11 protein-coding genes are annotated in these 12,679 nt (G+C 51.1%); 7 read left to right on the forward strand and 4 right to left on the reverse strand.

Annotation, left to right across the window (positions count from 1 at the left end):
- Nucleotides 1-9: 9 nt before the first annotated feature.
- Nucleotides 10-786, reverse strand: a complete 777-nt coding sequence (locus tag KNO58_RS07940; protein ID WP_214752855.1) for a Cof-type HAD-IIB family hydrolase — start codon at nt 784-786, stop codon at nt 10-12.
- 219 nt (nt 787-1,005) lie between these two features.
- On the opposite strand from KNO58_RS07940, the gene rnjA reads away from it, so the two are divergent.
- Both rnjA and KNO58_RS07950 read left to right on the forward strand, forming a co-directional pair.
- Entirely contained in the window at nt 1,006-2,673 is a 1,668-nt protein-coding gene (rnjA, locus tag KNO58_RS07945; protein WP_021066990.1) for a ribonuclease J1, read from the forward strand.
- Nucleotides 2,674-2,738: 65 nt separating this feature from the next.
- Nucleotides 2,739-4,196, forward strand: coding sequence for a phospholipase D family protein (locus tag KNO58_RS07950; RefSeq protein ID WP_214752857.1), 1,458 nt, complete (start codon nt 2,739-2,741; stop codon nt 4,194-4,196).
- A gap of 100 nt (nt 4,197-4,296) precedes the next feature.
- Here the strand turns inward: KNO58_RS07950 and KNO58_RS07955 are convergent, their stop codons facing one another.
- Nucleotides 4,297-5,922 carry an alpha/beta hydrolase gene (locus tag KNO58_RS07955; protein ID WP_214752897.1) on the reverse strand — a complete coding sequence of 542 codons (1,626 nt, stop codon included), beginning with the start codon at nt 5,920-5,922 and terminating at the stop codon, nt 4,297-4,299.
- A gap of 1 nt (nt 5,923) precedes the next feature.
- The gene (gene def, locus KNO58_RS07960) at nt 5,924-6,463 is read right to left on the reverse strand and encodes a peptide deformylase (RefSeq protein WP_214752859.1); all 540 of its coding nucleotides are present in this window, start codon (nt 6,461-6,463) and stop codon (nt 5,924-5,926) included.
- Between the two features lie 330 nt (nt 6,464-6,793).
- Between def and pdhA the strand changes: the two genes are divergently transcribed.
- The 4 genes from pdhA (at nt 6,794) to lpdA (ending at nt 11,646) form a co-directional block, all read left to right on the forward strand.
- Complete coding sequence (pdhA, locus tag KNO58_RS07965; protein WP_131433727.1) at nt 6,794-7,879, forward strand: pyruvate dehydrogenase (acetyl-transferring) E1 component subunit alpha; 1,086 nt, start codon at nt 6,794-6,796, stop codon at nt 7,877-7,879.
- Between the two features lie 3 nt (nt 7,880-7,882).
- Nucleotides 7,883-8,860 carry an alpha-ketoacid dehydrogenase subunit beta gene (locus KNO58_RS07970; RefSeq protein WP_021066995.1) on the forward strand — a complete coding sequence of 326 codons (978 nt, stop codon included), beginning with the start codon at nt 7,883-7,885 and terminating at the stop codon, nt 8,858-8,860.
- Nucleotides 8,861-8,936: 76 nt separating this feature from the next.
- The gene (locus KNO58_RS07975; protein WP_021066996.1) at nt 8,937-10,229 is read left to right on the forward strand and encodes a dihydrolipoamide acetyltransferase family protein; all 1,293 of its coding nucleotides are present in this window, start codon (nt 8,937-8,939) and stop codon (nt 10,227-10,229) included.
- A gap of 4 nt (nt 10,230-10,233) precedes the next feature.
- Nucleotides 10,234-11,646 (forward strand): dihydrolipoyl dehydrogenase, encoded by a 1,413-nt coding sequence (gene lpdA / locus KNO58_RS07980; protein WP_214752861.1) that lies wholly within the window; start codon nt 10,234-10,236, stop codon nt 11,644-11,646.
- 17 nt (nt 11,647-11,663) lie between these two features.
- Here lpdA and aac(6') read toward each other — a convergent pair whose 3' ends face one another.
- Nucleotides 11,664-12,107 carry an aminoglycoside 6'-N-acetyltransferase gene (gene aac(6') / locus KNO58_RS07985; protein ID WP_214752863.1) on the reverse strand — a complete coding sequence of 148 codons (444 nt, stop codon included), beginning with the start codon at nt 12,105-12,107 and terminating at the stop codon, nt 11,664-11,666.
- 74 nt (nt 12,108-12,181) lie between these two features.
- Here aac(6') and KNO58_RS07990 point away from each other — a divergent pair, with 74 nt between their 5' ends.
- On the forward strand, nt 12,182-12,505 hold the full coding sequence (locus tag KNO58_RS07990) for a DUF3055 domain-containing protein (protein WP_214752865.1): 324 nt from the start codon (nt 12,182-12,184) through the stop codon (nt 12,503-12,505).
- The last annotated feature ends 174 nt before the right edge of the window (nt 12,506-12,679 follow it).

Consider the following 12,679-nt stretch of genomic DNA (forward strand, 5'->3'; position numbering starts at 1 on the left):
CGTTTTTCATTAAATGAGCTTCATTGATTTTAAACCGTACTCGATCCCGTCTTCGAGAATCGATTTCGTCACGAAGTCGGCGACTTCTTTCGCTTCGACCCGGGCATTGCCCATCGCGATGCCTGTTCCGACGTATTGGAGCATCGCCAAATCGTTCAAGGCGTCGCCGAACGCGTACGTGTTCTCGAGCCGATAACCGTTCGTCTCGATGAAGTGACGGATGCCGTCGGCTTTGCTGGCGCCACGATTGATGACGTCCATGGCGTGCGGATGCCAACGGATGAAATCAAATTCGCCGTACGCATCCAAATAGTGATGTTCTTCTTCAGGCGTGCAATACAGGAGCGTCTGATAGACGGCCTGTTCGATATGGAAATTCGGATCATACGTCGGAATCGGCATATCGAGCTCTCCGAGTGACTGTTCGACGATTTGATCGTTCGCTTTCGTGGCACCGCCACGATGTTGTCCGAGATAGACGAGCGTATGGTCGTTTGAGCCGGCATGATCGGTCAAGCGACGGAGCGCGTCGGTCGGCAACGTGTTCCGATAGACGACTTCGCCTTGGTGGACGACGATTTGTCCGTTGTAACAGACGAAGCTGTCGATGCCGAGCTGCTCTGGGATATCAGACAGCATCGCCGGGCCACGCCCCGTCGCGATGAACGTCTCGACGCCGTTGTGACGCAGCTGCTGAATGGCCGCGATTGTCGAAGGGGGAATGTACGACCCTTCATGGAGCAACGTGCCATCGATGTCAAAAAAGACTACTTTCTTATCTTCCATTTTTCTTCACCATGCTTTCTCTGTCTTGAATAAGTCAGTTGTATACTAAAAAGCATAACACGAAATCGAGAAACCGCCCTCAATCTTACGTCATTAGTGAAATATTGTCACAATATGAGCTATAATGAAGAAAGAATCTTACGGAACGTAATTATATTGCGAGAATCACTTATGTTTCACATAGATGAACATCAACTACTTGTAGTAAGGAGAGATTAAATGAAGTTTGTAAAGAACCACCAAACAGCTGTGTTCGCGTTAGGCGGACTCGGAGAAATCGGGAAGAACACGTACGTTGTTCAATTCCAAGATGAAATCATCGTCATCGATGCGGGCGTCATGTTCCCGGAGGATGACTTGCTTGGAATCGACTACGTGATCCCTGATTACTCGTACTTGATTAAAAACAAAGATAAAGTCAAAGGGGTGTTCATCACCCACGGTCACGAAGACCATATCGGCGGCATCCCGTTTCTCTTGAAACAAGTGAAGCTTCCGATTTACGCGACAAAACTCGCGCTCGGCTTGATTAAAGTGAAACTCGAAGAGCACGGGTTGCTCCGGGAAGCGGAACTGCATGAGATTGACGAGGACGCCATCGTCAAGTTCAGAAAGACGAGCATCTCGTTCTTCCGCACGACTCACTCGATTCCGAACTCGCTCGGTGTCGTCGTGAAGACGCCACAAGGGAATATCGTCCATACCGGCGACTTTAAGTTCGACTTCACACCGGTCGGCGAACCGGCTGACATCGCCAAGATGGCAGACATCGGGAAAGAAGGCGTGCTTTGCCTCTTGTCCGATTCGACGAACGCGGAAGTCGAAGGCTTCACGATGAGTGAAAAAGTTGTCGGCGGCACAATCAGCGAGACGTTCCGGAAAGCCGAAGGGCGCGTCATCTTCGCGACGTTCGCCTCGAACATCTATCGCCTGCAACAAGTCGTCGACGCGTGTGCCGAGACGGGCCGTCATTTGGCCATCTTCGGCCGCTCGATGGACAAGGTCATGACGATCGGACAAGAGCTCGGCTTCATCAACGTCCCGAAAGGCATGATCGTCGAAGCGAATCAGTTACGGAACTACGAGCCGCATGAAGTGGCGATTCTTTGTACCGGTTCACAAGGTGAGCCGATGGCTGCGCTCAGCCGCATCGCCAACGGGACACACCGTCAAGTGTCGATCATTCCTGGCGACACGGTCATCTTCTCGTCATCTCCGATTCCGGGTAACGCCATCTCGGTCGGGAAGACGATCGACCAATTGTATAAAGCCGGCGCGGACGTCGTTTATGGTAAATTGACGAACATCCACACGTCGGGTCACGGGTCGCAACAAGAGCAATTGCTCATGATTCGCTTGCTCAACCCGAAATTCTTCATGCCGATTCACGGGGAGTATCGCATGTTGGTGAAACACGCCGAACTCGCCGAATCGGTCGGCATCCCGAAAGAGAACAGCTTCATCATGGACAATGGCGAAGTGCTCGCTGTCGACGCTGACTCGGCCGCCATCACCGGGAAAATCTCGGCCAACGCCGTGTACGTCGACGGGAACGGGATTGGGGACATCGGCAATATCGTCTTGCGCGATCGCCGCATCCTCTCAGAAGACGGACTCGTCGTCGTCGTAATCAGCATTGACGGCAAGACGCGCAAACTCGTCTCAGGTCCAGATATCATTTCACGCGGCTTCGTCTATATGCGTGAATCGGGTAGCTTGATTCGTGACGGCGAGCGCTTGCTCAAGAAGACGGTCGAGCAAGGCTTGTCGAACAAACAGATGAAGTGGTCGGAGTTGAAACAACTCGTCTCGGATACACTCACGCCATACTTGGCACAAAAAACACGAAGACACCCAATGGTTCTTCCGATCATCATGGAAGTATGAACGAGCGGGCTGTAGGGGACTACAGCCCGTTTTTTAGAGGAAAATTATAAAGGAGATGATGCCTTATGGAACGCAAGAAACGGAAGAAAGGTTGGTTGAAATGGGGATTGGCCGCATTCGCCTTACTCTTCCTCATCACGATGGTATACCATCAAGTCAAACCGCTGCCAGACGGGGTGTCACGCGCGTCGGAACCGGTCGCGATTTCGGATGACCAAATCGATTTTTTAGCTGATTTGACGTATCAAGGGGAAGACACCGAAGTAAACGAGCAAGAGATTTTTCAAGACGTCGAGCGGTCAATCCGCGAGGCGCGGGAATATATCGTCATGGACTTTTTCTTATTCAACCCATATTCGAATGAAGATCGTCAATATCCGGACATCACGGCCAGTCTGTCATCGGCCTTGTTAGAACAGATGGAGGCGTATCCGGACCTGAACGTCGTCTTAATCACGGATGAAATCAATACGACCTATAACGGTCACGCGGCCGACCATTTGGACGTCTTGAAGGAAGCGGGCGCAGAAATCGTCTACACGAACCTCGATGCGCTCCGCGACCCGAACATCTTATACTCGACGCTTTATCGGATCGGGTTCCAATGGTTCGGGGACAGTCAGAACGGCTGGTTGCCGAATCCGATGGCCAAGTCGGCACCGGACATCACGATTCGGTCGTATTTACGCCTGTTGAACGTGAAAGCGAACCACCGCAAAGTGATGGTGACCGAGAATGACGGTTTCGTCTTATCGGCCAACCCGCACGATGCGAGCGGGTATCATTCGAACGTCGGGGTGCGGCTCGATGGTCCGATTTTAGCGGACATCCTCGAAGGGGAGGAAGCGATTGCGACGTTCTCGAAAGGGGATGCCGAACGTTTCCCGAGCGAAGAGAAGCTCGCGAATCTGCGCGACGAACCGTCGGAAGGCCCGATGCAGATTCGTTATGTGACGGAATCTAAGATTCAGGACGCCGTCATCCGTGCGATGGAAGAAGCGGAGTCAGGCGACACGATTTGGATCGGCATGTTCTATTTGGCCGACCGGAACATCATTCAAGCCATTCACGAAGCCGCCGAACGTGGTGTATTCGTCAAACTGATTCTTGACCCGAATACGAACGCGTTCGGGCGCGACAAGTCGGGGTTGCCGAACTTGCCGGTCGCCGCGGAGTTGAACACGGTGAACCCGGAACAGATCGAGATTCGCTGGTACGAAGTCGGCAAAGAACAGTACCACCCGAAGATGCTGTACGTGGAAGGCGACCGTCGCGTCGTCGTCATGGGGTCAGGCAACTATACGACCCGCAACATGAACGATTACAACTTGGAGGCGGATGTCGAAGTCGTCACGACGGAGGAGACCGAGTTCATCCGCGAGGTCGACGGATACTTCAAGCGTCTCTGGAACAACGAGCAAGGGACGTATACGCTCGCCTATGAGGAGATTCAGACCGATTTGCCAATCGGGAAGTATGTGATTTATTGGCTCCAGAAACTCACTTGGACGATGACCTACTGATACGAGCCCGCCTTCTTGTGAAGGTGGGCTTTGTTGTGGACGGGCTACGACCGGCATGACAACGAACAAAACCCGCCCTCATATGAAGGCGAGTTTTTCATCAATTTGTTTCGACGGGATTGAATTCATTCGTGAACTCATAAAGGAATCGGCCCGTGTCGCGGAGGACGTCTGTCTTCCGATGGAGCGAGAAATGATCGTACGTGACGGTTTCCGTCTCGATGTTGTTCGTATATTCTTCGAGCAAGAGCGAACTCGCTGGCTCAATCAAGTTGAACTCGCCGCCGCGTCCCGAGAAGGAGAACACTTGGACCGAACGTGGCCACGTCTCCAGTTTTTCTTGGAACGCCTGCAGCCCGTCAGAACTCGGGGACAAATCCCGGATGGCCGGACTGCCGGTATTGATTCCGAAATTACTGGCGGACAGACCGAAGTTGGCGAGGCGTGTCCCAGCGAACGGACTATCATACGTCACGAATTTATCGACGATGTATTCATCTTGATTCAAAATATAGTTCGCTGCCGCCACACCGCCCATGCTGTGACCGATCAAATACATCCGGTCGAACGAACGGTTTCGTTCCTGTTTGTAGCGTTCAATCGCCGCATTCAACCACTTCGTCTGGTTGTTGAGCGATGCCTCGGCATCCTCATATTCAATCCGGACAATCGGTCGGTTCGAACTATAGTCGTTGATGACGCAATCGACCGCGCCTTTCACCGTCACGGTACAGAGCGCACCATCTTTCGCCAGCCCGCGTTGTTCCATATACTGCGAAAAGCGGAGGAACGTGCGGTCGGTCCCGAGCAAGCCGTGAACGGCGAACGTCGGGATGAACTCGTCCGTCTGCGCTGCCTGGCGAATCGCCTCGGATTTCCGTTCCGTCGTCAACTCGTCTCGAATCGTCACGATTATCAAGGCGAGGGTCAAGACGAGGATGAAGCCGCCGAAGATGCGGGAACGAATCGATGTCTTGTCCGGATCGCCGACATTTTGACGATATTTCCGCCAGACAAAGAAAGCGATTAGGCCAAGGACGACGATGACGACGCCGGTGATAATCCACGCCTTGACGTTTGGCACGTGGGCGACGAGCGTCATATTGTTTTGGCGACCACCGTACACTTGCCACTCGACATGTTTCATCGACCGTACATCGAGCCCGGTGCCGTCTTCGACGAACACCCCGGTCGGCACGGTCAGATTGAACCGGATATCGGCTTGGCGAACGTAACGTTCGGCCAGTTGTTTCGGGGAGCCGCTTAGATTCAGACCCGGCAAATCGACGCGGTCGAGTCGCAGGTCGAGGTTCGTGTTCATGACGTATGAATCAAACCAAATGCCATCCTCTTTTTCGATATCGAACTTCATATCGGGTGGCACGAGAATGCCTGCTGGGCCGGTCTTCCATTCCTCTTTAATGTTTTGAAGGTCGTCGACGTTGTCGAACGTTTTCTTGAGCACCATGCCCTCGTAGTCGTCTTGACTCGAGTAGTCACGTGTCGCATATCCGTTCTCATTCGCCTGTTGTTTCCATGTATCCCAATCGAGCCGTAAATTGAGCAGCTTCATGACCGGATGGTCGCGGAACGCATACGTCGTTTCTAACGTGACCGATTGGTCGTAATGGACGGTCGCATCATATTCGATGCGGACACATCCGCCGATTAAAAGAAATAAAAATGGGAATACTAACAACAGTGCCTTTTTCTTCAATCTCGTCACCTCAAATCGGCTCACCGTAGGTCTCTAGCGGATTGGTCGTGTTGATGCGGTCGTAGAAGAGCACCCCATCTAAATGGTCGAGCTCATGTTGACAGACGATGGCGCGCATACCGCGAAGCCGCAATTTGATTGGGGCGCCGTCACGCTCGAACCCTTCAATCGTGATGCGACGATGGCGGGGGACATTGCCTTTGACGACACGGTCGACAGATAGACAGCCTTCACCACCGTTCAAATATGTCTGCTCGACCGAGTGGCTCGTAATCTTCGGATTAAAGATGGATAGTTTGAACGTCTCTTCTTCTTCATGGAGCAGGACCGTGAAGAAACGGCGATTGACGCCGAGTTGCGGTGCAGCGATACCGACACCGCCCCGAAGTTCGTACTTCGCACTCATCTCTGGGTCTTGGCTGTTGACGAGGAACGTCTCCATTTCGTCGAGTAGCGCGAGGTCTTCTGCCGTCGGTGGGACCGGCACTTCGATTGAGCGGACGCGGAGCCGCTCGTCTCCTTCACGAATCACATCTTTCATCGTTAACATGCAAAACTTCCTTTCCCATTGCGATATGACCAATTATATCATATTTATTAGTCGTTTCGCTTAGATGGTACAGAAGGTGAAACGAAAATGATACAGAGGCGAAATAAGGGGAAAGATGTGTTAATGTAAGCGTTTTTATGGGGTGAGCATATTTTTTGCGTTATTGTAACAACCCGTTTTATACTGACTAGGAAACGGCAGGATAAGTGCAACTTTCCTGAATCACGTTAATACAGATTGCTTTTTTGGACAGATACACTTAAGATTTGAGGTAGTGTTTGATCACAAAAAAGACAATTGTCTCATAGTTGAAAGGATGAGGTGAAACGAATGAACAACGTTCAGGTACTTCAAAACGTGGAAGAAAACTTCCAAACGTTCCGTATTCTCGACGAGAAGGGCGAGGTCGTCAACCAAGACGCAATGCCAGATGTAACGGACGAGCAACTTCAGGAGCTTATGCGCCGCATGGTCTATACACGAATCTGGGACCAACGTGCCATCTCGCTCAACCGTCAAGGACGCTTAGGTTTCTACGCGCCAGTGGCTGGTCAAGAAGCAACGATGATCGGGACGCAATATGCGCTCGACAAACAAGACTGGATTCTTCCAGGCTACCGTGATATCCCACAACTCGTATTCCACGGACTTCCGCTTTATCAAGCGTTCTTGTTCTCACGTGGTCACGTCGCAGGTAACCGTATCCCTGAAGACGTTAACGTCTTGATGCCGCAAATCATCATCGGCGCACAAATCATCCAAGCTGCTGGTGTGGCAATGGGCCTCAAACGCAACGGCAACACAAACGTCGCCATTACTTACACGGGTGACGGTGGTTCATCACAAGGTGACTTCTACGAAGGATTAAACTTCGCAGGTGCATTCAAATCACCAGCCATCTTCGTCGTTCAAAACAACCGCTTTGCCATCTCGACACCTGTCGAGAAGCAAACTGCAGCTAAAACGATCGCGCAAAAAGCTGTCGCAGCGGGAATCAACGGAATTCAAGTTGACGGAATGGACGTTCTTGCTGTCCTCGCCGCAACACAACAAGCGCGTAAAGACGCACTTGATGGAACTCCGACGCTCATCGAAGCACTCACATACCGTTACGGACCACATACGCTCGCAGGGGATGACCCAACGCGTTACCGTACAAAAGAACTCGACACAGAGTACCAAGAGAAAGATCCACTCGTTCGTTTCCGCCTCTTCCTCGAAGGCAAGAAGCTTTGGAGCGAAGACATGGAAAACGAAGTCATCGAACAAGCGAAAGCAGACGTGAAAGAAGCGATCAGCCTCGCTGACAAAGAACCAAAACAAAAAGTTTCGGACTTCATCAACAACATGTTCGAAACACTTCCTTCAAACTTGAAAGAGCAGCTTGAAGAATATACAGCAAAGGAGTCGAAGTAAGTTATGGCTCAAATGACAATGATCCAAGCGATTACTGATGCGATGCGCGTTGAAATGAAGCGCGACGAGAAAGTACTTCTTTTCGGAGAAGACGTTGGTAAAAACGGTGGGGTTTTCCGTGCAACGGAAGGTCTCCAAGACGAGCTCGGCGAAGACCGCGTCTTCGACACGCCGCTTGCTGAGTCTGGTATCGGTGGTCTTGCCATCGGTCTCGGTCTTACAGGCTTCCGTCCAATCATGGAAGTTCAATTCTTCGGATTCGTATTCGAAGTGTTCGACTCAATCGCAGCTCAAATGGCGCGCATGCGTTACCGTTCAGGCGGCGCTTACAGCCAGCCAATCACAATCCGTTCACCATTCGGTGGCGGTGTTAAAACACCAGAACTTCACGCGGATAGCCTTGAAGGCTTGATGGCTCAGACACCTGGTCTTAAAGTCGTCATCCCGTCAACGCCATACGATGCAAAAGGTCTTTTGATCTCAGCAATCCGTGACAACGACCCAGTCGTATTCCTCGAGCACATGAAACTTTACCGTTCATTCCGTGGCGAAGTTCCAGAAGGCGAATACACGATCGAGCTTGGAAAAGCAGACGTGAAACGCGAAGGAACTGACGTTTCGATCATCACTTACGGTGCAATGGTCCACACGTCACTCAAAGCGGCAGAAGAGCTCGAAAAAGAAAACATCAACGTCGAAGTCATCGACCTCATGACAGTGAGCCCACTTGATATCGATACAATCGTCGAGTCTGTTAAAAAGACTGGCCGTGCGATCGTCGTTCAAGAAGCACAACGTCAAGCAGGTATTGCGGCTAACGTCGTAACTGAAATTCAAGAACGCGCAATTCTTCACCTCGAGGCACCAGTGCTTCGTGTAACTGCACCAGACACAGTCTTCGCTTTCGCACAAGGTGAAGATGCATGGTTACCTGACCATAAAGATGTCGTTGCAAAAGTTAAGGAAGTTATCAACTTCTGATCGTGTTCATTTAACGATGAGGGAGAATTGTCTCCCTCATTGTGTTTACATGATTAATTGATGGGAGGAAAAACCAGTGGCAGTATTTGAATTTAAATTACCAGACATCGGTGAAGGAATTCACGAAGGTGAAATCGTCAAGTGGTTCGTAAAAGCAGGGGATACAGTAAAAGAAGATGACATTCTTCTTGAAGTTCAAAACGACAAAGCCGTCGTTGAGATTCCTGCTCCAGTTGATGGAACAGTCAAAGAAGTCAAAGTCTCTGAAGGTACAGTTGCGGTCGTCGGTGACGTCCTCATCACGTTCGATATCGAAGGTGACGCACCAGCCGGTGAAGAAGAAGCAGCTCCTGAACAGCCTAAAGCTGAAGAGAAGACTGAAGATGTGAAAGAAGACGTGAAAGAAGACGGCCCGCGTGAAGTTCAACTTCACAAATCGGAGCGCGTCATCGCGATGCCTTCAATCCGCAAATACGCTCGTGAAAAAGGCGTCGACATCCGTGAAGTCCAAGGTTCTGGCGACAACGGCCGTGTCTTGAAAGAAGACATCGATGCATTCGCAAACGGAGAAGCACCAACAGCAGAAGCTACAACAGAGAAAACAGAATCTGTAGCTCCAGCAGCGGCTGCGAAAACGGAAATCAAGCCTTACGAGTCAGCAACACCTGAACTCGAAACGCGTGAGAAAATCCGTGGAATCCGTAAAGCGATCTCGAAAGCAATGGTTAACTCGAAGCACACAGCTCCACACGTTACACTCATGGACGAAGTCGACGTCACGAAACTCGTCGCACTCCGTAAAGAGTTCAAACAAGTGGCTGCTGACCAAGGCGTGAAACTCACGTACTTGCCGTTCGTCGTAAAAGCATTGACTGCTGCAGCGAAAGCTTACCCAGCAATCAACGCGTCAATCGATGACGTCAACGAAGAGATCGTCTACAAAAACTACTACAACATCGGTATCGCTGCTGATACGGACAACGGTCTCGTTGTTCCTGTCGTCAAAGAAGCTGACCGTAAATCAATCTATGCACTCGCTACAAACATCAATGAGCTTGCCGGTAAAGCACGTGAAGGCAAACTTGCTGGGGACGACATGAAAGGCGGATCGATCACAATCACGAACATCGGTTCAGCTGGTGGACAATGGTTCACACCTGTCATCAACCACCCAGAAGTTGCAATTCTCGGTATCGGCCGCATTGCTGAAAAAGCTGTCGTCAAAGACGGCGAAATCGTCGCGGCTCCAGTTCTCGCGCTTTCATTCAGCTTTGACCACCGCCTCATCGACGGTGCGACTGCTCAAAACGCACTTAACATGGTGAAACGCTTGCTTCAAGATCCAGCACTTCTAATGATGGAGGGATAAGAACATGGTAGTAGGAGAATTCGCACAAGAAACTGATTTGATTGTCATCGGCGCCGGTCCTGGTGGATACGTCGCAGCCATCCGTGGCGCACAACTCGGCCTTAAAGTCACAATCGTCGAAAAAGGAAACTTTGGTGGCGTCTGCTTGAACGTCGGTTGTATCCCATCAAAAGCGTTGATCACAGCTGGTCACAACTTCCAGCATGCTAAAGGTCACTCTTCAATGGGAATCACGTCTGACAACGTGTCAGTCGACTTCACAAAAGTCCAAGACTGGAAACAGTCGGTCGTCAACAAATTGACTGGCGGCGTCAAAGGCCTTTTGAAAGGTAACAAGATTGAAATCGTTCAAGGTGAAGCTTTCTTCGCATCTGAAGACACAGTCCGTGTCATCACAGAAGACAGCTCGACTCCTTACAAATTCAAAAAAGCGATCATCGCGACTGGTTCGACACCAATCGAGATTCCATCGTTCAAATGGTCAAAACGCGTCCTTTCTTCAACTGGCGCATTGGCTCTTCCTGAAGTACCGAAGAAGCTTGTCGTCATCGGCGGCGGATACATCGGTATGGAGCTCGGCACAGCGTACGCGAACTTCGATACAGAAGTCGTCGTCGTTGAAGGCGCAAGCGACATCTTGTCTGGCTTCGAGCCACAAATGACGCAAATCGTCAAAAAGAAACTCAAACAAAAAGGCAACGTCACGATTCACACGAACGCTCTTGCAAAAGGCGTCGAGGAAACAGAAGACGGCGTAACTGTTAAGTTTGAAGTGAACGGTGAAGAGCAGTCTGTTGAAGCGGACTACGTCCTCGTCACAGTCGGCCGTCGTCCAAACACTGGCGACATCGGTCTCGAAAACGCGGAAGTGAAAGTCAGCGACCGCGGCATCATCGAAATCGACGACCAGTGCAAGACATCGAACGAAAACATCTACGCAATCGGCGACATCGTACCAGGACCACCGCTCGCGCACAAAGCTTCTTACGAAGCAAAAGTCGCAGCGGAGGCAGCAGCCGGCAAGCCAGCGTACCTCGACTACTCAGCAATCCCAGCGGTCGTCTTCACTGACCCTGAACTTGCGACAGTCGGTTACACAGAGCCACTCGCAAAAGAAGAAGGACTTGAGATCACTGTATCAAAATTCCCATTCGCAGCGAACGGCCGTGCGCTCGCTCTCGACGAGCCAGACGGCTTCATGAAGCTCATCACGCGTAAAGAGGACGGTCTCTTGATCGGTGCTCAAATCGCGGGAACTGGCGCTTCAGATATGATCGCCGAGCTTGGTCTCGCTATCGAAGCAGGCATGACAGCAGAAGATATCGCGCTTACAATCCACGCTCACCCATCACTCGGTGAGATGGCAATGGAAGCGGCAGAAATCGCAATGGGTATGCCAATCCACGTCGTTAAATAAGTCAAAAGCTCTCTCGCTTACTCGCGAGAGAGCTTTTTTACGTAATGGACGGTCCGTTCGACTTCTCGGAAGCCGATGCGTTCATGGAAGCGTTGGCTGCCGTCGTTCTCCACTTCCGTGTCGGAGGCGAGTTCGTCGCATCCTTTTGACCGTGCGAACACGGAGGCCGCTTCGACGAGCCGTGACGCCACGTCTTGCTGGCGCGCGGTTTCGACGACGTAAATCCCTTCTAAGAAGGCAGTTGGAGAAGAAGTCGCTCCTGGGACGTAGTCATGCCGGAAGCTGAGCTGACAAAAGCCGACCGGTTCATCCGTTTCCGCGATAAAATAGTGCATCTTGCCGGAACGCATGCCGAGGCGGACCTCCATCGTCAATTCGTCTTCGGGCGCATCAGGCCATAGCTGCAGCATGAGCCGAACCAAGTCGAGACCATCGCGCTCATTAGCTTTTCGTATGTTCATTGGGACCCTCCTTAGGTTTCATACGTTCAGTATAAAGGAAAATAACAAATGAAGTGAGAAAGGAGGGAACGATGATGGCGTTCGATGAAGAGTTGTTATATACCGTCTCTGAGACGAGCCGTGTCCGCTTCACGGGAATCGAGACCGAGACGTCACGTTATGATTTCGGCTTTGTGTATACACATCAATTCATGGGGAAAGTGCTCGTCGTCTGTATGCAGACCGGGCAATCTGCCCTTCTTGACATCCATGCGCTCGAAGAACCAAGACAACTGTATCCGATGCTCGGGATTGCGCTACGCGATACGGACCACGTTGCCGAATTCCTGCGCCTCTGTCTGGACGAAAGTGGGAAAGAAGAAGAACATTCTTCAAATTCTACCCTTGAAAAAATGTAAGCGTTTTCTTATAATGGTACGTAGGGGAAGCAATTCGATCATCATAAGCACCTTTTCTTTTGATGACACAAAGCGAGCCGGTCCATGTGGACCGGCTCGCTTCAGCTTGTTGACTAACATCAATAGAATCGCTCGTCCTTCCGGCGCCCACGCTTTCCGCAGGCAATCCCGGAG

This window comes from Exiguobacterium sp. J17977, from assembly GCF_018616375.1.
Lineage (GTDB): Bacteria > Bacillota > Bacilli > Exiguobacteriales > Exiguobacteriaceae > Exiguobacterium > Exiguobacterium mexicanum.

Bases quoted from the DNA above. Each gene is read 5' to 3' on its own strand.
- pdhA (WP_131433727.1), top strand. From the start codon at position 6,794: ATGAACAACGTTCAGGTACTTCAAAACGTGGAAGAAAACTTCCAAACG.
- def (WP_214752859.1), bottom strand. From the start codon at position 6,463: ATGTTAACGATGAAAGATGTGATTCGTGAAGGAGACGAGCGGCTCCGC.
- KNO58_RS07950 (WP_214752857.1), top strand. From the start codon at position 2,739: ATGGAACGCAAGAAACGGAAGAAAGGTTGGTTGAAATGGGGATTGGCC.
- lpdA (WP_214752861.1), top strand. From the start codon at position 10,234: ATGGTAGTAGGAGAATTCGCACAAGAAACTGATTTGATTGTCATCGGC.
- KNO58_RS07990 (WP_214752865.1), top strand. From the start codon at position 12,182: ATGGCGTTCGATGAAGAGTTGTTATATACCGTCTCTGAGACGAGCCGT.
- KNO58_RS07970 (WP_021066995.1), top strand. From the start codon at position 7,883: ATGGCTCAAATGACAATGATCCAAGCGATTACTGATGCGATGCGCGTT.
- KNO58_RS07940 (WP_214752855.1), bottom strand. From the start codon at position 786: ATGGAAGATAAGAAAGTAGTCTTTTTTGACATCGATGGCACGTTGCTC.
- rnjA (WP_021066990.1), top strand. From the start codon at position 1,006: ATGAAGTTTGTAAAGAACCACCAAACAGCTGTGTTCGCGTTAGGCGGA.